Source organism: Pseudomonas sp. QTF5, assembly GCF_000512695.2.
Taxonomy (GTDB): domain Bacteria; phylum Pseudomonadota; class Gammaproteobacteria; order Pseudomonadales; family Pseudomonadaceae; genus Aquipseudomonas.
In genome coordinates, this window is record NZ_AZRW02000017.1 from 79,389 (window position 1) to 98,530 (window position 19,142).

Genomic DNA, 19,142 nt, shown 5'->3' on the forward strand with positions numbered 1-19,142 from the left:
ATTAAAGTCGCACGGTGATTAATTCAGCAACACATCTGTGCGCCCTACCCTGCATCGTTGTTTCAAGCTCTGACGGACGACACGTTTCATGCCCGCGCCTAACAACGGCGGGGCCTGCGACGCTAATTGGCTGACAACCGTTTCCCATGTCGACGTCGGAAATGCCCTTCAAACAGCTAGACTGTTGCTGTAGGACACAGTTTGAAATAGTCACCCGGTTGAATAGCCCGTCGCAGCACCTTATATACCCCGCAGTACGCTACATCTTTAGCACCGAGGAGATTTCTATAACCATGATGCGCATTTTGCTGTTTTTGGCCACTAACCTGGCGGTCGTGCTGATTGCCAGCATCACCCTGAGCCTTTTCGGCTTCAACGGGTTCATGGCGGCCAACGGGGTTGATCTCAACCTCAATCAGCTGCTGATTTTCTGTGCGGTCTTTGGTTTCGCCGGTTCCCTGTTCTCGCTGTTCATCTCCAAGTGGATGGCGAAAATGAGCACCAGCACCCAGATCATCAGCCAGCCGCGCACCCGGCACGAGCAATGGCTGCTGCAAACCGTCGAGCAATTGTCCCGCGAAGCCGGGATCAAGATGCCCGAAGTGGGGATTTTCCCGGCCTATGAAGCCAACGCCTTCGCCACCGGCTGGAACAAGAACGATGCACTGGTTGCGGTCAGCCAGGGCTTGCTCGAGCGTTTCTCACCGGATGAAGTGAAAGCCGTTCTGGCCCATGAAATCGGCCACGTGGCCAATGGCGACATGGTTACCCTGGCGTTGATCCAGGGCGTGGTGAACACCTTCGTGATGTTCTTCGCCCGGATCATCGGCAACTTTGTCGACAAGGTGATCTTCAAGAACGAAGAAGGCCAGGGCATCGCCTACTATGTGGCCACCATCTTCGCTGAACTGGTTCTGGGTATTCTGGCCAGCGCCATCGTCATGTGGTTCTCGCGAAAACGCGAATTCCGTGCCGACGATGCCGGTGCACGCCTGGCCGGTACCAGTGCAATGATCGGTGCCCTGCAGCGTCTGCGTGCAGAACAAGGGCTGCCGGTGCACATGCCGGATACTCTGAATGCTTTCGGCATCAACGGTGGTCTCAAACAAGGGTTCGCTCGCATGTTCATGAGCCACCCGCCGCTGGAAGAGCGCATCGACGCACTGCGTCGTCGGGGCTGAGAGGCTCCGCACTAAAAGAAAAGGCCCGCAGTGAATGCGGGCCTTTTTTTGTCTGTTTGATTAGTGCGGTGCTCTTCAGGTCCCCTTCGCGAGCAAGCCCGCTCCCACAGTGGACCGCGTCCATTCAGATCACGCGGTCAACTAATGTGGGAGCGGGCTTGCTCGCGAAGAGGCCAGCAACTTCAACACACCTTAATGGCTGGAAACCCGATAAACCCGCTCTTCAAGCCGCGTCACACCGGCCTCAAGAAACTTCCAACTCTCACCCAGAACATCCTGGTCTTCCAGAATCTTCAGCGCCCACACATCGCCAAACAACCGTTGCACTTCATCATCCAGCACCGCAAACGGCGGCCCGTCCATTTGCGCCTGGTCGTAATCCAGCGTAATCAAAAGCCCTAAAGAATCCTTCGGCAAAATCCGAATCAGATGAGCCGCGTATTGCTCACGCATCGTCGGCGGCAGGGCAATCAACGCCGCGCGGTCATACAGCGCGCTGCAATCGGCGACATCGCCTGCCGTCAACTCGAAGAAATCGCCACACCACAACTCGATCGACCCGGCACGGTAGACCTTGAACGGCCCCTGCTCACTGACGTCCGGGTCAAACTGATGCTCACTGAAGAAATCCTCCACGGCCTTTTCCGACAGCTCAATCCCCAAGACTTCATGACCTTGGTGCGCCAGCCACAACAGATCCAGACTTTTCCCACACAACGGCACCAGCACGCGAGCGCCCTCTTCCAGGCCCAACGCTGGCCAGAACCGTTGCAGATAAGGATTCACTTCCGGCAGATGAAAGCCGATCTGATTCGACGCCCATCGTTTGTGCCAAAACTCCGGCTGCATAATTAACCCCGAAAAATTCGATCAAAAGACCCTAAAACTTATATTAGATTTAGATCAATGATCTGACTGAAGATGGTGCCATCTTACTCTCAGGAGCTCATTCATGTTCCCCAGCCTGTATATCTCTCATGGCTCCCCGATGCTAGCCCTGGAACCGGGCGCCAGCGGGCCGGCCCTCGCGCGCCTGGCCGCCGCATTGCCGAAACCCAAAGCCATCGTGATGGTTTCCGCGCACTGGGAAAGCAGCGAACTGCTGGTCAGCGGCAACCCCCAGCCTGAAACCTGGCACGACTTCGGCGGCTTTCCGCAGGCCTTGTTCGAGGTGCAATACCCGGCCCCCGGCAATCCGCAACTGGCGGCGGAGGTGGTCGAGCGGCTGAAGGCCGATGGCCTGCCGGCGCGCATCGACAGCCAGCGACCGTTCGACCACGGTGTTTGGGTGCCCTTGTCGTTGATGTATCCGCAAGCTGATATCCCGGTGGTGCAGGTTTCGCTACCCACCCGTGGCGGCCCAGCCCTGCAAACCCGCATCGGCCATGCCTTGGCCAGCCTGCGCGAACATGGCGTGCTGTTGATCGGCTCCGGCAGCATCACCCACAACCTGCGCGAACTGGACTGGCATGCCGGCCCGGAAAGCGTCGAACCCTGGGCCAAGGCGTTCCGCGACTGGATGATCGAGAAACTCGAAGCGAACGACGAAGCCGCGTTGCACGACTATCGCCAACAGGCTCCGAATGCTGTGCGTAACCATCCGAGTGACGAGCATCTGCTGCCGCTGTACTTTGCCCGCGCGGCCGGGGGGAAGTTCAGCATTGCGCACCAGGGTTTCACCATGGGTGCGTTGGGGATGGATATTTATCGCTTCGGGTAACAGGTAGACCGATTTGCCCCCTTCGCGAGCGAGCCCGCTCCCACACTTGATCTTCAGTGAATTCAGAATTTATGTACGACGCAGATCCAGTGTGGGAGCGGGCTTGCTCGCGAAGGGAGCGACACGGCTCTTCAGGCAAGACACAAAACAGCAGGCGAAAAAAATCCCCGAACCAGTCGGGGATTTTTTATGTTCGATCCGTCGCGAGGGAGCGGATCAATCTTCGCGATAGCGACGCAGCTTCAACTGCTTACCGGCAACGCGAGTGTCCTTCAGTTTGGTCAGGAGTTTCTCCAGACCATCTTCCGGCAGCTCGACGAGGCTGAAGCTGTCACGCACCTGGATGCGACCGATGGCTTCACGCGCCAGACCACCTTCGTTGAGGATGGCACCCAGCAGGTTCTTGGCAGCGATACCATCACGCGCACCCAGCGCGGTACGGCAACGAGCACGACCTTCGGCCAATGGAATCGGAGCACGACGCTCGCGATCACCACGGTCCGGACGATCACCGGAACGCTCTGGACGATCGCCACGCGGTGCGTTGTTCGGCACCAGTGGACGTTCTTTCTCGATTGCAGCCAGGGTCAGCGCCTGAGCGTTGGTTGCCTTGCGCAGCAGAGCAGCGGCCAATGCACGCGGGGTGCAACCGATGTCGGCGGTCAGGCGATCCAGCAGATCACCGTGAGTCGATTCGGCATCAGCGACCAGCGGCGACAGGCTGTTGGTCAGCTTCTTGATGCGGGCATCAAGAACGGCCTGGGCATCCGGCAGACGAACTTCGGCAACCTTCTGACCGGTTACACGCTCGATCACTTGCAGCATGCGGCGCTCACGAGGAGTCACCAGCAGCAGTGCACGACCTTCGCGACCGGCACGGCCGGTACGGCCGATACGGTGAACGTAGGATTCCGGGTCGTACGGCATGTCAACGTTGAACACGTGAGTGATGCGCGGAACGTCCAGGCCACGAGCAGCAACGTCGGTCGCCACAACGATGTCCAGACGGCCATCCTTGAGGGAATCGATCACGCGCTCACGCTGGTTCTGAGCAATGTCACCGTTCAGCGCAGCGGCTTTGTAGCCTTTGGCTTCCAGGGCACTGGCCAGGTCCAGGGTCGCTTGCTTGGTGCGCACGAACATGATCAGGGCGTCGAAATCTTCCACTTCCAGCAGGCTCAATACAGCCGAGGTCTTCTGGTCAGCGTGAACCAACAGGTGAGCCTGTTCGATCGCGGTAACGGTCTGAGTCTTGGTCTGGATCTTCACGTGTTGCGGATCGCGCAGATGGCGTTCGGCAATGGCACGGATCGACTGCGGCAGGGTGGCCGAGAACAATACGGTCTGACGGGTTGGAGGCAAGGCCTTGAAGATAACTTCGAGGTCGTCCATGAAACCCAGTTTGAGCATTTCGTCAGCTTCGTCGAGAACCAGGTGGTTCACGGTAGCCAGAACTTTTTCGTCACGACGCAGGTGGTCGCACAGACGGCCCGGCGTGGCGACAACGATCTGTGCGCCATTACGGATTGCTTTCAGTTGCGGGCCCATAGGCGCGCCGCCGTAAACGGCCACAACGGTAACGCCCGGCATTTGCTTGGCGTAGGTTTCGAAAGCGGTTGCTACTTGCAGCGCCAACTCACGGGTTGGCGCCAGGATCAGGGCTTGCGGCTCGCGCTTGGCAGGATCGATGCGGTGCAGGATCGGCAGGGCGAACGCGGCGGTTTTACCCGTACCGGTTTGCGCCTGACCAATCATGTCGTGACCGGCCATGATGATCGGGATCGATTGCTGCTGAATAGCCGAAGGTTCTTCGTAGCCGGTCGCAATGACAGCTGCAAGAATATTCGGATTAAGATTAAAAGCGGCGAAGCCGCCGGTTTCCTGGGTCATGGGTCTGCCTCTAAGTGCATCCGCAAAGACCCATGCTCCAAAGCTGCGCATGCCGTGTAAGACTCAAGAGTCGCCCTGGCTGCTTTGTCGGCGGGGATTTGCGAAAACGAATGAATGAAAAAGATTCGTCAAGGGAGAGTCCGCTGTGCGGACGTGCAGCCGAAGCTGACTTCGGGGAATTGCGCTACCTAAACGCGGCCCGGTTAAAGGCCGGCGCGCACTATACCGGAATTCGCCCGAAAAGGGAGCTTTTTTTATCGGAAAAAACCGGCGTACGCCGTTGTGTCACGGGCTTTTCGGATAATTGTGCGACGGTCTATTTTGCAAAGGCCCGGCCCTGCTGACGATGGCGCTAAAACGGTTCACTCTAGCGACGCAGACCTTCGGTCTCACACCCCCTTCCCCACCCGAGGAAATGTCCCATGAATCAGCCCAGCCCCAGTCGTGTAACCCGTGAACGACACGGTCATGTCCTGATGATCGGCCTGGATCGGGTGGCCAAACGCAATGCCTTCGACCTCGACCTGCTCAACGAACTCAGCCTGGCCTATGGCGAGTTCGAGGCCGACAGCGAGGCGCGGGTCGCGGTGGTGTTCGGCCATGGCGAGCATTTCACGGCCGGGCTCGATCTGGTCAGCGCCGGTGCAGCCCTGGCCGAAGGCTGGCAGGCACCGCCCGGTGGCTGCGACCCATGGGGTGTACTCGCCGGCCCTCGGGTCAGCAAGCCGGTGATCGTCGCGGCTCAAGGCTACTGCCTGACCGTTGGCATCGAGTTGATGCTGGCTGCCGACATCAACCTGTGCGCCAGCAATACCCGTTTTGCCCAGAAGGAAGTGCAGCGCGGGATCTTCCCGTTCGGCGGCGCTACCTTGCGCCTGCATCAGGTCGCCGGCTGGGGCAATGCCATGCGCTGGTTGCTCACCGGTGATGAGTTTGACGCTCATGACGCCTTGCATCTGGGGTTGGTGCAGGAAGTCATGGCCAGCGAGGACTTGTTGCCACGAGCCATTGAATTGGCGGAGCGGATTGCCCGGCAGGCGCCGCTGGGGGTTCAAGCGACGTTGATGTCGGCCCGGCAGGCGCGCTATGAGGGTGAAATGGCGGCAGCTCAGGCCTTGCCGGCGCTGGTGAAGACATTGCTGAATAGCGAGGATGCCAAGGAGGGTGTGCGGTCGATGGTCGAGAAGCGGCCGGGCATCTTTAAAGGGGTTTGAGGGACGTATTGGCTGTGAGGCCCTCTTCGCGAGCAAGCCCGCTCCCACATTAGAACGCGATCCAATGTGGGAGCGGGCTTGCTCGCGAAGGGGCCCGAACAGACAACGACTTATGTCGCCGGCCGAATCGCCTTGATCAACGACTGCAACGAATACCCCAATTGCGGCGCCAAGCCTTCAGCGCGCGCGATCAACCCATCCATATTCAGTTCCTGATCCAGCTCAGACGGCACGATCAGAATCACGTTGCCCTCCTTCACTGGCAACTCCCAGTAATGCCGGTGATAGAGACCGCGTAACAATGCCGCCCCCAACGGTCGACCATCGTCGGTGGCCCACTGATTGATCACCAACCAGCCACCCGGATTCAAACGCTTCTGACAGTTTTCCAGAAAACCCCAAGCCAGATGCCCGACACCCGGCCCGACATCGGTATAGAGGTCGACGAAAATCAGATCGGCCGGTTCAGCCGTATCTAGCAATTCCAAGGCATCGCCGACGCGGATGTACAGCCGCGGATCATCATCCAGCCCGAGGTATTCGATGGCCAGGCGCGGTACATCCGGACGCAGCTCGATGGCTTCGACATCTTCCAGAGGCAGGAACTTGAGGCAAGCCTGGGTCAGTGTCCCGGCACCGAGCCCGAGGAACAGCGCGCTTTCCGGCTGTTCGTGGCACAGTGCGCCAATCAGCATCGCCCGGGTGTAATCGTACTCGAGCCAGCTCGGGTCAGCGGTGAACACGCAGCTTTGTTCGATGGCATCACCGAACTCCAGAAAACGGTAATCGGCCACTTCCAGCACGCGAATCACGCCGAATTCATCCTGTACCTCGGCGAGCAACTGCTCGACGCGCTCCTCAGTCATTTCGTCTCCTGATCGTTACCGGGCCTGCAATGCAGTAAATAGCAGCGCAATAAGACCGCGTGGGTGGCGGCAAAGGAGCGATTGTCCGCGAAGCGACGGGAACAGGTCACGCACTAATTGCTGATAACATAACCGTCCGAGCGTTAAACACTAGAGACTGCAATGAGCCAACCCTGGAGCCCTGACAGCTGGCGCGCCCTGCCGATCCAGCAACAACCTCAATATCCCGATGCGGCGCATTTGCTGCACGTCGAGCAAACCCTGGCGAGCTATCCGCCGCTGGTGTTTGCCGGTGAAGCCAGGGAGTTGCGCCGTCAGTTCGCCGAAGTGACCCAGGGCCGGGCGTTTCTGTTGCAGGGCGGCGACTGCGCCGAAAGCTTCGCCGAATTCTCCGCCGCGAAAATTCGCGACACGTTTAAAGTGTTGCTGCAAATGGCGATCGTCATGACCTTCGCCGCCGGTTGCCCGGTGGTCAAGGTCGGACGCATGGCCGGCCAGTTCGCCAAACCCCGTTCGGCCAACGATGAAACCATCAACGGCGTGACGCTGCCGGCCTACCGTGGCGATATCGTCAACGGCATTGGTTTCGACGAAAAAAGCCGTGTACCGGACCCGGATCGTCTGCTGCAGTCTTACCACCAGTCCACTGCAACCCTGAACCTGCTGCGTGCCTTTGCCCAGGGCGGCTTTGCCGACCTGCATCAGGTGCACAAGTGGAACCTGGACTTCATCGCCAACTCGGCGCTGGCCGAGAAATACAGCCACCTGGCCGACCGCATCGATGAAACCCTGGCCTTCATGCGTGCCTGCGGCATGGACAGCTCGCCACAACTGCGCGAAACCAGTTTCTTCACCGCCCACGAAGCGCTGCTGCTGAACTACGAAGAAGCCTTCGTGCGTCGCGACAGCCTGACCAACGACTACTACGACTGCTCGGCCCACATGCTGTGGATCGGCGACCGTACCCGTCAACTGGACGGCGCGCATGTCGAATTCCTGCGCGGAGTGCACAACCCGATCGGCGTGAAGGTCGGCCCAAGCATGAACCCCGAAGACCTGATTCGCCTGATCGATGCGCTCAACCCGGACAACGATCCGGGCCGCCTGAACCTGATTGCGCGGATGGGCGCGAACAAGGTCGGCGATCACCTGCCGCAGCTGATCCGCGCGGTGCAGCGCGAAGGCAAGCAGGTGCTTTGGAGTTCCGACCCGATGCACGGCAACACCATCAAGGCCAGCAGCGGCTACAAGACCCGTGACTTCGCGCAGATCCTTGGCGAGGTGAAACAGTTCTTCCAGGTTCACGAGGCGGAAGGCAGTTATGCCGGTGGCATCCACATCGAAATGACCGGGCAGAACGTCACCGAATGCATCGGTGGCGCGCGGCCGATTACCGAGGATGGATTGTCGGATCGTTACCACACCCACTGCGACCCGCGGATGAATGCCGATCAGTCGCTGGAATTGGCGTTTTTGATTGCCGAGACGTTGAAGCAGGTTCGGCGGTGAGTCAGTAAGTCTTTGGTTGCCTGATACACCGCCTTCGCGAGCAAGCCCGCTCCCACAGTTGACCGCATTCCAAATGTGGGAGCGGGCTTGCTCGCGAAGGCGTCAGCTCAATCACCGCCAAATTGAGCCAATGCCACCCGCAACCGCGCCGCACTCGCCCGCGGGCAATTCAATTGAATCTGCTCCAGCCCCAACCAATCCGCCATCTGCTGCAGATTGACCGCCAACGCCATCATCCCGTCCTCATCCAGCCCCGGCTCTTCCTCATGCACGGCATGCACCGCCAACCGGCCCAACGCTCGCTCGGCCCGCAAGTCGACCCGCGCGGCAATCCGCTCATTGTGCAAAAACGGCAATACGTAATAGCCGTAGATGCGCTTGTGCTGCGGCGTATAAATCTCCAGCCGATAACGAAAATCGAATAACCGCTCGGTACGGCTGCGTTCCCAGATCAGCGAATCGAACGGTGAAAGCAGCGCACTGGCCTCGACCTTGCGCGGCACTTTCGGCTCTGCCAGGCAATAGGCCGGCTGCCGCCAGCCTTCAACCTCACAGACCAACAGATCACCCTCCTCGACCAGTTCCGCTAGCCGCGGCCGGCTGTCTGCCGGGCTCAAGCGAAAATAATCCCGCAGGTCCTTTTCCGTACCAACACCCAAAGCCGCGGCGGCGTGCAGTAATAGGCCGCGCTGAGCCTCGGCCTCGCTAAGCAAAGGTTGTTGAAGTATCGCCGAAGGAATCACCCGCTCCGGCAAATCATAAAGCCGTTCGAACCCGCGCCGACCGGCCACGGTCACTTCACCGGCGGCGAACAGCCATTCCAGCGCATGCTTTTCCGCGCTCCAGTCCCACCACGGCCCTGCCCGCTCCTGCCGGGTCGACAAGCTGCCAGCACCCAGTGCACCGAGCTCCTGAACCGACGCCAAAACGCGGCGAATCGTGCCTTGCTGCTCACGACCAAAACGCGCGAGTTGCTGATAGATATCTTCGCCGCTGGCCGCGCGCTGCATGCGCCAGCGCATCAAGGGGTACATCGACAAGGGCAACAGAGACGCTTCATGGCCCCAGTACTCGAACAACGTGCGTCGACGGCCCTGACTCCAGGCAGCCTGATCAAGCAAGTCGGATGAATAATTGCCAAGACGGGAAAACAAGGGAAGGTAGTGCGAACGCACTAACGCATTGACCGAATCGATCTGCAGAATGCCCAGGCGTTCGATCAGCCGGTTGAGCTGAACCGCTTTGATCGTCGCCGGCGGCTGGCGCCCGTTGAACCCTTGGGCGGCCAGCGCCAGACGCCGAGCCTGTTTGAGGGAAAAAGACAGTGTGGCGGGCATGAGCATCTCCTTGTCTGCTCGCAACCTACCTCACCCGGAAGCGGTTTGTGTAGCGATGGCATCATCATTTATGCATCGGATCATCCCAGAACGGTCTTACCGTCTCATGCTCCACATCCGCACGGCTCACGCCGATATCCTTCAGTGCTTCGTCGCTCAAGCCCGCCAGCATTTCACGTTCACGGTGAAGTTCGTACCAGCGACTAAACTTGTGCAGCAGATCGGATACCGCGTGGATTGAGAATTTTTGTTCCGTTACATGCTCGTTGTGACCTTTCATCGTATTGCCCTCCTTTAGGGATGGCTCAAGTCTCGCGCCAGCGATAAGATCAATCCAACGAATGTTTCTGATGGCATACATCTCGGAGATTGATGAATGTCCGCCTACCCCAGTATCGACACCGATGTACTGCGCACCTTCGTCGCGATCGCCGATCAGGGCGGTTTTACCCGCGCCGGTGAAATGGTCAACCGCACCCAGTCGGCGGTGAGCATGCAGATGAAACGCCTGGAAGAAGACGTGCTGCAGCGCCAGCTGTTCGAACGCGACGGGCGCCAGGTCAAGCTGACCGCCGAAGGCCAGGTATTGCTTGGCTATGCGCGGCGCATCCTGAAACTCCATAGCGAAGTCTTCAATACCCTGCGTGAGCCGCACATGGTCGGCACGGTGCGCATCGGCACACCCGACGATTACGTCATGCGCTTTCTGCCGGGCATCCTGTCGCGCTTCGCGCAGTTCTACCCGCTGATCCAGATCGAGGTTCATTGCGAATCGACCCGGCAACTGTTGCAGCGCCAGGACCTGGACCTGTCCATCGTTACCCGCGAGCCGGGCAACGAGATTGGCCAATTGTTGCGCAAGGAGCGTTTTGTCTGGGCCGAAGCCCAATGCTTCAGCGCCCATGAACAAACACCGCTGCCGCTGGCGATGTTCAACAGTGATTGTTTCTGCCGCCTCTGGGCATGCAATGCCCTGGATGCCATGGGCCGCGACTACCGCATTGCCTACAACAGCTCCAGCCTGTCGGCATTGATGGCCGTGGTCAGCGCGGGTCTGGCGATCACCGCGCAATTGGAAAGCCTGATCACACCGGACATGCGCATCCTTGGCGCCAACGAAGACCTGCCGTTGTTGCCGGAAGCCAGCATCATGCTGATCCGCAACCTGAACAACCCTTCGCCGATCACCGAATGCCTGGCCGAGCACATCGTCGAAGGTTTCAAACTTTAAACGCGAGCATCACTGCACAGACCACCAGAAAACCACAGAACAGCCCGCGCAGGAGTCGCTCCGGCAATGCGTGGGCAATTCTCACGCCCCAACTGATGCTCATCAATCCACCGACCGCCAACGGCACACCGATCGCCCAATGCACCTGATGGTGCACCGCATAAGTCGCCAGGGTGACGCCCGTACTCGGCAACGCCAGCGCCAGCGCCAACCCCTGGGCAACCACTTGAGTGGTACCGAACAGACTGGTCAGCACCGGCGTTGCAACCACCGCCCCGCCCACTCCAAATAGTCCGCCCATCGTCCCGGAAGCTGCGCCGAGCACACCCAGCCACGGCCAGGAATAGCGCATCTGCGAAGAGGTCGGTGCGTTGGCGGTGAACATTCGCATCAGGTTGTAGGCCGACAGCGCGATCAGGAAAGCGACGAAGCCCAAGCGCATGGTTTGCGCATCGATACCCACCGCCCAGATCGAACCGATCCAGGCAAAGCAGAACCCCATCGAGGCCAGTGGCAGCGCATGCCGCAATTCGATGCGATTGCGTTGGTGATAGCGCCACAGCGCCAGCATCACGTTGGGCACGACCATCACCAGCGCCGTGCCTTGGGCAATCTGCTGATCAAGACCGAACCACACGCCCAGCAGCGGGATAGCGACCAATCCGCCCCCAATGCCGAACAGGCCGCCGAGGGTTCCCAAGGCCGCGCCAAAAACCAGATACATCAAGAACTCAATCACAGGCGAATTTCCTTTTGTCAGGCTGTTCATCCTACGCAGTCGGCTCTGGCGGGGAAACGCACAGCAACGCACAATGGCTGTGCCAATTTCGCACAGCCGACGAACCATGAACCCCAATCAATTAACCGAACAACTTGGCCTGTTTCTCGATGTGCTGGAAAGCGGCAGTTTTTCCGCCGCGTCCCGTCGCCATCCATTGACGCCTTCGGCCGTGGCGCGACGCATCGACAGCCTCGAAAGCGCGGTCGGCAGCCAGTTGTTCATTCGCAGCACCCATGCCGTGCGCGCGACTCCGGCCGGTCTGGCTTTTGCCGAGCGTGCGCGGCGGATCGTCGCTGAACTGCGCCTGGCCCGGGCGGAAGCAGTATCTCTTAGCAGTGCGCCGGAAGGACTGATTCGGGTGGATGCGCCGGCAGCCTTCGGACGCCGACATCTGGCGCCGGTGATTGCCGATTTCCTGACGCTTTACCCCGGCCTCGACGTGCAATTGCACCTGATCGACAGCTTTGTCGACATGCAGGGCTCGAACCTGGGCAAGGTCGATCTGGTGTTGCGTGCCGGGCAGATGGCCGACACGCGACTGGTGGCCACGCCGCTGGCGAGCATGGTGCGCATTGCCTGCGCCAATCCCGATTACCTGCAACGCCGTGGCGTGCCGACCGACCCTGCGCAGTTGACTGAACATGATGGTCTCGATTGGGAGGGCCTGGCTCCGCCCTTCGCCTGGCGCTTCGAACGGGATGGGCAGATGCACTTGCATCGGCCAGCGCGAATCCGCATGAGCGCCAACAATGCCGAGGCACTGGTCTGCGGCGCACTGGCCGGATTGGGCATCGCGCACTTGCCGACCTGGCTGGCCAGCGAATATTTATTGCGCGGCGAACTGCTGCCTCTGTTCTGCGAAAACGGTCTGCCGAAACCGGAAAGCACCGGTATTTATGCATTGCGCCTGGAGCAGCAACCCAGTTCGCGCAGCCGCTTGTTGCTGGAATACCTGAAAACCCGTTTCAGCCCCATCCCGCCATGGGATCTGGCGCTGCAAACCAACCTGGACCGCCACTAGTCCAGAATTATCTGGCGCATTAAAGATTCGCCCGCTAGATTCATGACGATCACTGATCAAGGCTTTGAAATGAACACCGAACGCAACAACCCGGACAACTGCGACGACCTGCTGCTGGACAATCAGGTCTGCTTCGCCCTGCATTCCACCTCGCTGCTGATGACCAAGGTCTACAAGCCGCTGCTGCAAGCGCTGGGCCTGACCTATCCGCAGTACCTGGCGATGATGGTGTTGTGGGAAAAGGATGGGTTGACGGTCGGCGAAATCAGCACCCGACTGCTGACCGATCCCGGTTCCCTCACCCCGCTGCTCAAGCGTCTGGAAGCCGAAGGCCTGCTGAGCCGCACCCGCAGCCGTGAAGACGAGCGAGTGGTGATTGTCGAACTGACGGAGCAAGGCCGTGCGCTGCGAGACAAGGCCCGGGGCATTCCTCAGTGCATCCTCGGCGCCAGTGGACAAACGCTGGAACAGTTGAAGAAGCTGCAAGCGGATCTTCAAGCGCTGCGGAGTCATCTGCAAGACAGTCTCTGACACTCAAAACACCCCAGATCCCTTGTGGGAGCGGGCTTGCTCGCGAAAGCGGACTGTCAGCCAGCACTAATGCTGAATGATAAACCGCTTTCGCGAGCAAGCCCGCTCCCACATTTGTTTTGTGGTGTCCTTTCCCCTCGTTCGCCTCCTCTCCTCGAAAAAAATTCTCCGCCGCAAATTCCGCCACGACAGCTCTAACTCAGCACGTTTAATCGCGTGCGTTCACGTGAGGTTAAATTTTTTCGAAAATTTATATTGCGCGCTAAATATTCGTGAGCTACATTCATTTCGCACTTACTTAGCGCGCAAACATTTAGCGCAAAACATCCAAACCCGAATGAGGCTCACACCATGCAAACTCTCTACACCGCAATCGCAACCTCCACCGGCGGCCGTGACGGTCGTGCGATCTCCAGCGACAACGTCCTCGACGTCAAACTCGCCACGCCTAAAGAACTCGGTGGTGCTGGCGGCGCCGCAACCAACCCTGAACAATTGTTCGCAGCCGGATACTCCGCCTGCTTCATCGGCGCGCTGAAATTCGTCGCCAGCCAGACCAAACGCAAAATCCCGGACGACGCATCGATCACCGCCCATGTCGGCATCGGCCAGATCCCTGGCGGTTTCGGTCTGGACATCGACCTGCACATCAGCCTGCCGGGGCTTGAACAGGCTGATGCACAAAGCCTGGTCGAAGCCGCCCACCAGGTCTGCCCGTACTCCAACGCCACCCGTGGCAACGTCGATGTGCGTCTGCACGTTACCGTCTAACTGCTGACTCCAAGGTCGAACAGGAAATGAACATGAACACTTTCAGCAAAGTCTTGACCGGTACTCTTCTCGCCCTGTCCATCAACAGTGCATTCGCAGGCAATGGGGTTGAACACAACACCCAGGCGTTCCTTGACGTGCTGAATGCCGGCACCGGCAAACCGATGGAACAGCTCACCCCTGCCGATGCCCGTGCGGTGTTGGTGGGTGCGCAGGCCGGGGTGAAACTGACGCTGCCCAAAGCCGATGTCAGCGAGAAGACCATCCAGGTCGACGGCCAACCGATCAGCCTGACCATCGTTCGGCCGGCCGGGGTCAAAGGCGAGCTGCCGGTGTTCATGTTCTTTCACGGCGGTGGCTGGGTGCTGGGGGATTTCCCGACCCACGAACGGCTGGTTCGGGACTTGGTAACGGGTTCGGGCGCGGCGGCGGTATTCGTCAATTACACCCCGTCACCAGAAGCGCATTACCCGGTGGCGATCAACCAGGCCTACGCCGCGACGAAGTGGGTGGCCGAGCACGGTAAAGAGATCAACGTCGACGGCAAACGTCTGGCCGTGGCGGGTAACAGCGTCGGTGGCAACATGGCGGCTGTGGTTGCGCTGATGGCCAAAGACAAAGGCACGCCGGCGATCAGATTCCAGGTGTTGTTGTGGCCGGTGACTGACGCCAGCTTCGAGACGGCGTCCTATAACCAGTTCGCCGAGGGGCACTTCCTCACCAAAAACATGATGAAGTGGTTCTGGGACAACTACACCACCGACGCCAAACAGCGGAACGAAATCTACGCCTCACCGCTGCGGGCAACCACCGCGCAACTCAAGGGCTTGCCACCCGCTCTGGTGCAGACGGCCAGCGCCGATGTACTGCGCGATGAGGGTGAAGCCTACGCCCGCAAACTCGACGAGGCGGGTGTGCCGGTCACGGCAGTTCGCTACAACGGCATGATCCACGACTACGGTTTGCTCAACGTGGTGAGCCAGGTGCCCGCGGTGCGTTCGGCGATGTTGCAGGCGTCTGAAGAACTGAAGCAACACCTGAAGAAATAACGCAGGACAAATGTGGGAGCGGCGGTGCGACGATTCGACTTGCTCGCGAAAGCGGTGTGTCAGTCGACAACAATGTTGAATGATAAGCCGCCTTCGCGAGCAAGCCCGCTCCCGCAGGGGGTCATCGCTGAACCTGAAACTGCACGCACAAAAAAGCCCGACTCAATGGTCGGGCTTTTTCATTCCTGAAGCGGTGCTTATTTAGCACGGCCTTTGTAGGAACCGCCTTCGCGGGTATCGATTTCGATCTTGTCACCGATTTCGATGAAGTCAGCAACTTGCAGCTCAGTACCGTTGCTCAGCTTGGCAGGCTTCATCACCTTGCCGGAAGTGTCGCCGCGAGCCGAACCTTCGGTGTAGTCAACTACGCGCACGATAGTGGTCGGCAGCTCTACGGAAACCAGACGCTCTTCGAAGAAGATCGCTTCGCAAACATCGGTCATGCCTTCTTCAACGAAAGGCAGAACGGCTTCGATGTCTTCAGCGTTCAGCTCGTACATGGTGTAGTCGGTGGTGTCCATGAACGTGTAGGTGTCGCCGCTGATGAAGGACAGGGTCGCTTCTTTGCGGTCGAGGATTACGTCGTCCAGTTTGTCGTCGGCGCTGTAAACGATCTCGGTCTTGTAACCGGTCAGCAGGTTTTTCAGCTTGGTCTTCATGATCGCGCTGTTACGACCGGATTTGGTGAATTCAGCTTTCTGAACCAGCCAAGGATCGTTTTCGAGACGGATCACGGTACCGGGTTTCAGTTCTTTACCAGTTTTCATTGCGAATATCCGAATTTGGATGGGATTTACAAAAATCTAGGCCGCGTATCATATCCAATTTAGGTAAAACTGTACCAGCGCTGCGGCAAGATCTGCCTGCAAGGCTTGTTCCAGACACCATGTCTCGGCATGTTTTTCCAGTTCAGGCCAGTGTTTTCGGGTTGATTTCCAGTGATCCGTCATTGTCTCACCTGCATTCCATGCCCGCCATAGACCGCTGATCGCCTCACCAGCAGGTTTGGACAGGCCTTGGGTGTACAGGGTCAGGAAGGCATCGAGCTTGTCCAGATGGATGTCTTCGTCCTGCTGATAGATATGCCAGAGCAGCGGACGGCCTGCCCATTGGGCGCGAACAAAGGAATCTTCGCCGCGCACGGCGTTGAAATCGCAGCTCCACAGCAGCAGGTCATATTGATCCTGTCGGACGAACGCCAGCACTTGCACGGTCAAGGCATCGCGCCTATGCACCGCACCGGCTGTCAGCCCGTCCACGCCGAGCCAGCGTTCGACGTCGCCGAGAATCCGACTTTCGGGCACCAATAGATGAGTGGGTGTCGAATCGGCCGCCATCGTGTCGAGCCAACTGGCCAGCCCGGTATTTTCGTAGGCAAACAACGAGATCAGCTGTGCATTCGGCGCGCGATCAACCCCCAGGCCTTGCAGGAATTCTCTCTGAGCTTGCGGACTTTGCTGAAACTGCCGACGCCGTTCCAGCAATCCCCTCTCACGCAGCAGGCCACCAGTGCCTTTGCGAAAGCCCGGGAAGAAAAAGAACTTCTGCACGTTCTTGTACTTCACCGACGGCAAGCCGTGGCAGCCGACGACCCAGTCTTCGGCGCTCAGATAATCGAGGTTCATCCACAGCGGCGGTTTTTCCCGTTCGGCCATGGCTTCCATGTAGGCACTCGGCAACTGGCAGGCGAATGCGGCGATGACGACATCAGCGGCTTCAGTGGGCTGCCAGTCGGCCGACCACTGTCGCACCTCGACGCCTTGCTGCCACTGCTGCGCAGCGTTGATGTCGATGTCCGGACACAAACGCTCGAAGGCCCGCAGGTCGTCGACCCACAGACGCACCGCCACTGAATGCTCGGCCACCAGTTGTCGGGCCAGACGCCAGGTCACACCGATGTCGCCGAAGTTGTCGACCACGGTGCAAAAAATATCCCAGCGGGTTTTCATTTCAGGCATTCCAGGCTCCCGTTGGCAAAGGCACCGATTGTCCGCATAAATTACCCCGTGCAGAAGAGCCGACGGCGATTAATCTTCATGCGACAATCACCACTTGCCCGCGACCACCCGCCAGGAGGCAGTAATGCCCTACCGTCCCAACCCGCGCCGTCCCTTGCCGATTCAGTTTAATGCGCTGCAACTGACCGGCAGCATTGCCCTCGGTGTGTGGCTGGGATTCATCGCGATCGCACTGACGTGCTGGCTCGCCTGGCGCCTGTTGTTCAACGAGCAATTGGCGCCCTTGGCCCAAGCGGTGGAACAACTGGCCAAGCCACCGGTGATTGAGCAACCTGCCCAACCTGCCCCGCAGAACCCGATGTTCGAACAGTACGAAGACCATCTGCGCAGGAATGAACAGCAGCAACTGGTGGAACAGGCCAGAAGCAGCAAACACAATCTGTCCAATCCAAAATGCCAGTTCTGGCTGCAGCAAAATGAAACTGCGCCGAGCGAAAAAAGCCGCGCCAACGTCCTGCAATTCTGCGATTGATCATGAAGCTCTCTATGCACAAGCCGACCGTCCACCAACTGATTATCGACAAGCTGCGGATCGATCTCGACATCGCCGAGCGTGCCGCACAAACCGCTTACGAAACCGCGACCCACGAAGAAAACATAGCCGAAAACAAGTACGACACTCTGGGGCTGGAGGCGTCTTACCTGGCGGCCGGACAGGCCAGACGAGTGGAAGAAATCAGGCAATCATTGGCCCTTTGCCAGAACCTGACACTGCGACCTTATGACGACCGGCGCGGCATCGAAGTAGGCGCCTTGCTCGGTCTGGAAGACGAAAAAGGTCGCGAACAATGGCTGTTCCTGGCCCCCGACGCAGCCGGGTTGAAGGTTGATCTGGTGGGGCAACTGATTACCGTCATCACCCCCCGCTCGCCGCTGGGCAAAAGCCTGCTGGGCAAGTTCGAAGGGGATGAAGTGGAGATTCTGGTGGCGGGTGCTCGGCAACAATTTTCTATCACCGAGGTGGTCTAGCGATTGTCTGGCAATTAATGAACCGGCAGTTCGACGCCGTCGAACAGCTCTTCCAGTTCCTGTTTGTTGTGGCACTGAATGGCTTTGGCCATGACTTCGCGGGTCAGGTGCGGAGCGAATTTCTCGATGAAGTCGCACATGAAGCCACGCAGGAACGTACCGCGACGGAAACCGATTTTGGTAATGCTGGATTCGAACAACTCGCTGGCATCGAGCACCACCAGGTCGCTATCGAGCTTGGTGTCGACCGCCATTTTCGCCACGATGCCCACGCCCAGGCCGAGACGAACGTAAGTCTTGATCACGTCGGCGTCGGCGGCGGTGAACACCACTTTCGGTGTCAGGCCACGATGGCTGAAGGCTTCGTCGAGTTTCGAACGGCCGGTGAAACCGAACACATACGTCACGATCGGGTATTCGGCCAAGGCTTCGAGAGTCAGCTTCGACAGCTTGGTCAGCGGGTGGCCCTGAGGCACGACCACGCAGCGGTTCCAGCGGTAGCACGGCATCATCACCAGGTCGCCGAACAACTCCAGCGCTTCGGTGGCGATGGCGAAATCGACGGTGCCGTCAGCGGCCATCTCGGCGATCTGCATCGGCGACCCCTGGTGCATGTGCAGGGCGACGTCCGGGTATTGCTTGATGAAATTGCTGATCACCGGTGGCAACGCATAACGCGCCTGGGTGTGCGTGGTGGCGATCGACAAGGTGCCCTTTTTCTCGTTGGAGAATTCCTGAGCGATCTGCTTGATGCTTTCAACTTTGCGCAGGATCTCACCAGCGGTGGTGATGATGCGCTCGCCGGCCGGGGTAACACGAGTCAGGTGCTTGCCGCTGCGGGCGAAAACCTCGACCCCCAATTCGTCTTCAAGCAGACGAATCTGTTTGCTGATGCCCGGTTGCGAGGTGTAGAGGCTTTGGGCAGTAGCAGAAACGTTGAGGTCGTGGTGCGCCACTTCCCAGATGTAGCGCAATTGTTGAAGCTTCATATGAATCCCTCAAAGCAGGTAGACGCCACGGGCATCAGCGACGATATATAACTATATTAATGGTT

At 59.0% G+C, this 19,142-nt stretch carries 20 protein-coding genes; 11 read left to right on the forward strand and 9 right to left on the reverse strand.

Annotated elements, in window-relative coordinates; all coding sequences use genetic code 11:
* The first annotated feature begins 293 nt into the window (after positions 1 to 293).
* Positions 294 to 1,181, forward strand: a complete 888-nt coding sequence (gene htpX / locus IC37_RS15430; protein WP_008075669.1) for a protease HtpX — start codon at positions 294 to 296, stop codon at positions 1,179 to 1,181.
* Positions 1,182 to 1,373: 192 nt separating this feature from the next.
* Here the strand turns inward: htpX and IC37_RS15435 are convergent, their stop codons facing one another.
* Complete coding sequence (locus tag IC37_RS15435) at positions 1,374 to 2,030, reverse strand: thiopurine S-methyltransferase (RefSeq protein WP_030132316.1); 657 nt, start codon at positions 2,028 to 2,030, stop codon at positions 1,374 to 1,376.
* Positions 2,031 to 2,133: 103 nt separating this feature from the next.
* Between IC37_RS15435 and IC37_RS15440 the strand changes: the two genes are divergently transcribed.
* A complete protein-coding gene (locus tag IC37_RS15440; protein WP_030132317.1) occupies positions 2,134 to 2,901 on the forward strand; it encodes a class III extradiol ring-cleavage dioxygenase in 768 nt (255 codons plus the stop codon).
* A 216-nt stretch (positions 2,902 to 3,117) separates the two neighbouring features.
* Here the strand turns inward: IC37_RS15440 and IC37_RS15445 are convergent, their stop codons facing one another.
* Positions 3,118 to 4,791 (reverse strand): DEAD/DEAH box helicase, encoded by a 1,674-nt coding sequence (locus IC37_RS15445; protein WP_030132318.1) that lies wholly within the window; start codon positions 4,789 to 4,791, stop codon positions 3,118 to 3,120.
* Positions 4,792 to 5,213: 422 nt separating this feature from the next.
* Between IC37_RS15445 and IC37_RS15455 the strand changes: the two genes are divergently transcribed.
* Positions 5,214 to 6,005 (forward strand): crotonase/enoyl-CoA hydratase family protein, encoded by a 792-nt coding sequence (locus IC37_RS15455; protein WP_030132319.1) that lies wholly within the window; start codon positions 5,214 to 5,216, stop codon positions 6,003 to 6,005.
* 110 nt (positions 6,006 to 6,115) lie between these two features.
* Here IC37_RS15455 and IC37_RS15460 read toward each other — a convergent pair whose 3' ends face one another.
* Positions 6,116 to 6,871 carry a spermidine synthase gene (locus IC37_RS15460; protein WP_030132320.1) on the reverse strand — a complete coding sequence of 252 codons (756 nt, stop codon included), beginning with the start codon at positions 6,869 to 6,871 and terminating at the stop codon, positions 6,116 to 6,118.
* 162 nt (positions 6,872 to 7,033) lie between these two features.
* Here IC37_RS15460 and IC37_RS15465 point away from each other — a divergent pair, with 162 nt between their 5' ends.
* On the forward strand, positions 7,034 to 8,380 hold the full coding sequence (locus IC37_RS15465) for a class II 3-deoxy-7-phosphoheptulonate synthase (RefSeq protein WP_030132321.1): 1,347 nt from the start codon (positions 7,034 to 7,036) through the stop codon (positions 8,378 to 8,380).
* 107 nt (positions 8,381 to 8,487) lie between these two features.
* On the opposite strand, the gene IC37_RS15470 is transcribed toward IC37_RS15465, so the two are convergent.
* Positions 8,488 to 9,717, reverse strand: coding sequence for a winged helix-turn-helix domain-containing protein (locus IC37_RS15470; RefSeq protein ID WP_030132322.1), 1,230 nt, complete (start codon positions 9,715 to 9,717; stop codon positions 8,488 to 8,490).
* A gap of 64 nt (positions 9,718 to 9,781) precedes the next feature.
* Positions 9,782 to 9,997: a DUF1127 domain-containing protein gene (locus tag IC37_RS15475; protein ID WP_008075682.1), complete on the reverse strand. Its 216-nt coding sequence runs from the start codon at positions 9,995 to 9,997 to the stop codon at positions 9,782 to 9,784.
* A 96-nt stretch (positions 9,998 to 10,093) separates the two neighbouring features.
* Between IC37_RS15475 and IC37_RS15480 the strand changes: the two genes are divergently transcribed.
* A complete protein-coding gene (locus IC37_RS15480; protein WP_007899911.1) occupies positions 10,094 to 10,948 on the forward strand; it encodes a LysR substrate-binding domain-containing protein in 855 nt (284 codons plus the stop codon).
* Here IC37_RS15480 and IC37_RS15485 read toward each other — a convergent pair.
* Positions 10,938 to 11,672, reverse strand: a complete 735-nt coding sequence (locus IC37_RS15485) for a sulfite exporter TauE/SafE family protein (RefSeq protein WP_371916329.1) — start codon at positions 11,670 to 11,672, stop codon at positions 10,938 to 10,940. The two genes, IC37_RS15480 and IC37_RS15485, sit on opposite strands and share 11 nt — an antisense overlap.
* A 121-nt stretch (positions 11,673 to 11,793) precedes the next feature.
* Between IC37_RS15485 and IC37_RS15490 the strand changes: the two genes are divergently transcribed.
* The 4 genes from IC37_RS15490 to IC37_RS15505 all read left to right on the forward strand — a co-directional run bounded on the left by IC37_RS15490 (position 11,794) and on the right by IC37_RS15505 (position 15,101).
* Positions 11,794 to 12,750, forward strand: coding sequence for a LysR family transcriptional regulator (locus IC37_RS15490; protein ID WP_030132324.1), 957 nt, complete (start codon positions 11,794 to 11,796; stop codon positions 12,748 to 12,750).
* Positions 12,751 to 12,819: 69 nt separating this feature from the next.
* Complete coding sequence (locus IC37_RS15495; protein WP_007899914.1) at positions 12,820 to 13,281, forward strand: MarR family winged helix-turn-helix transcriptional regulator; 462 nt, start codon at positions 12,820 to 12,822, stop codon at positions 13,279 to 13,281.
* Between the two features lie 351 nt (positions 13,282 to 13,632).
* On the forward strand, positions 13,633 to 14,052 hold the full coding sequence (locus IC37_RS15500; RefSeq protein ID WP_008009416.1) for an organic hydroperoxide resistance protein: 420 nt from the start codon (positions 13,633 to 13,635) through the stop codon (positions 14,050 to 14,052).
* A 32-nt stretch (positions 14,053 to 14,084) separates the two neighbouring features.
* Positions 14,085 to 15,101, forward strand: a complete 1,017-nt coding sequence (locus tag IC37_RS15505; protein ID WP_030132325.1) for an alpha/beta hydrolase — start codon at positions 14,085 to 14,087, stop codon at positions 15,099 to 15,101.
* A 197-nt stretch (positions 15,102 to 15,298) separates the two neighbouring features.
* Here IC37_RS15505 and IC37_RS15510 read toward each other — a convergent pair whose 3' ends face one another.
* Entirely contained in the window at positions 15,299 to 15,868 is a 570-nt protein-coding gene (locus IC37_RS15510; protein WP_028619992.1) for an elongation factor P, read from the reverse strand.
* A 48-nt stretch (positions 15,869 to 15,916) separates the two neighbouring features.
* A complete protein-coding gene (gene earP / locus IC37_RS15515; RefSeq protein ID WP_030132326.1) occupies positions 15,917 to 17,059 on the reverse strand; it encodes an elongation factor P maturation arginine rhamnosyltransferase EarP in 1,143 nt (380 codons plus the stop codon).
* 124 nt (positions 17,060 to 17,183) lie between these two features.
* On the opposite strand from earP, the gene IC37_RS15520 reads away from it, so the two are divergent.
* Both IC37_RS15520 and IC37_RS15525 read left to right on the forward strand, forming a co-directional pair.
* Entirely contained in the window at positions 17,184 to 17,591 is a 408-nt protein-coding gene (locus IC37_RS15520) for a hypothetical protein (RefSeq protein ID WP_030132327.1), read from the forward strand.
* Positions 17,592 to 17,605: 14 nt separating this feature from the next.
* On the forward strand, positions 17,606 to 18,088 hold the full coding sequence (locus IC37_RS15525) for a GreA/GreB family elongation factor (RefSeq protein ID WP_030132328.1): 483 nt from the start codon (positions 17,606 to 17,608) through the stop codon (positions 18,086 to 18,088).
* Between the two features lie 14 nt (positions 18,089 to 18,102).
* Here the strand turns inward: IC37_RS15525 and cysB are convergent, their stop codons facing one another.
* Entirely contained in the window at positions 18,103 to 19,077 is a 975-nt protein-coding gene (gene cysB, locus IC37_RS15530; RefSeq protein ID WP_007899921.1) for an HTH-type transcriptional regulator CysB, read from the reverse strand.
* Between the last annotated feature and the right edge of the window lie 65 nt (positions 19,078 to 19,142).

Coding starts and splice junctions, on each gene's coding strand:
- IC37_RS15460 (WP_030132320.1), bottom strand. CDS start 6,871: ATGACTGAGGAGCGCGTCGAGCAGTTGCTCGCCGAGGTACAGGATGAA.
- IC37_RS15440 (WP_030132317.1), top strand. CDS start 2,134: ATGTTCCCCAGCCTGTATATCTCTCATGGCTCCCCGATGCTAGCCCTG.
- IC37_RS15510 (WP_028619992.1), bottom strand. CDS start 15,868: ATGAAAACTGGTAAAGAACTGAAACCCGGTACCGTGATCCGTCTCGAA.
- IC37_RS15500 (WP_008009416.1), top strand. CDS start 13,633: ATGCAAACTCTCTACACCGCAATCGCAACCTCCACCGGCGGCCGTGAC.
- IC37_RS15490 (WP_030132324.1), top strand. CDS start 11,794: ATGAACCCCAATCAATTAACCGAACAACTTGGCCTGTTTCTCGATGTG.
- IC37_RS15455 (WP_030132319.1), top strand. CDS start 5,214: ATGAATCAGCCCAGCCCCAGTCGTGTAACCCGTGAACGACACGGTCAT.
- IC37_RS15465 (WP_030132321.1), top strand. CDS start 7,034: ATGAGCCAACCCTGGAGCCCTGACAGCTGGCGCGCCCTGCCGATCCAG.
- IC37_RS15470 (WP_030132322.1), bottom strand. CDS start 9,717: ATGCCCGCCACACTGTCTTTTTCCCTCAAACAGGCTCGGCGTCTGGCG.
- IC37_RS15520 (WP_030132327.1), top strand. CDS start 17,184: ATGCCCTACCGTCCCAACCCGCGCCGTCCCTTGCCGATTCAGTTTAAT.
- IC37_RS15480 (WP_007899911.1), top strand. CDS start 10,094: ATGTCCGCCTACCCCAGTATCGACACCGATGTACTGCGCACCTTCGTC.
- htpX (WP_008075669.1), top strand. CDS start 294: ATGATGCGCATTTTGCTGTTTTTGGCCACTAACCTGGCGGTCGTGCTG.
- IC37_RS15475 (WP_008075682.1), bottom strand. CDS start 9,997: ATGAAAGGTCACAACGAGCATGTAACGGAACAAAAATTCTCAATCCAC.
- IC37_RS15525 (WP_030132328.1), top strand. CDS start 17,606: ATGCACAAGCCGACCGTCCACCAACTGATTATCGACAAGCTGCGGATC.
- IC37_RS15495 (WP_007899914.1), top strand. CDS start 12,820: ATGAACACCGAACGCAACAACCCGGACAACTGCGACGACCTGCTGCTG.
- earP (WP_030132326.1), bottom strand. CDS start 17,059: ATGCCTGAAATGAAAACCCGCTGGGATATTTTTTGCACCGTGGTCGAC.
- IC37_RS15445 (WP_030132318.1), bottom strand. CDS start 4,791: ATGACCCAGGAAACCGGCGGCTTCGCCGCTTTTAATCTTAATCCGAAT.
- cysB (WP_007899921.1), bottom strand. CDS start 19,077: ATGAAGCTTCAACAATTGCGCTACATCTGGGAAGTGGCGCACCACGAC.
- IC37_RS15485 (WP_371916329.1), bottom strand. CDS start 11,672: ATGTATCTGGTTTTTGGCGCGGCCTTGGGAACCCTCGGCGGCCTGTTC.
- IC37_RS15505 (WP_030132325.1), top strand. CDS start 14,085: ATGAACACTTTCAGCAAAGTCTTGACCGGTACTCTTCTCGCCCTGTCC.
- IC37_RS15435 (WP_030132316.1), bottom strand. CDS start 2,030: ATGCAGCCGGAGTTTTGGCACAAACGATGGGCGTCGAATCAGATCGGC.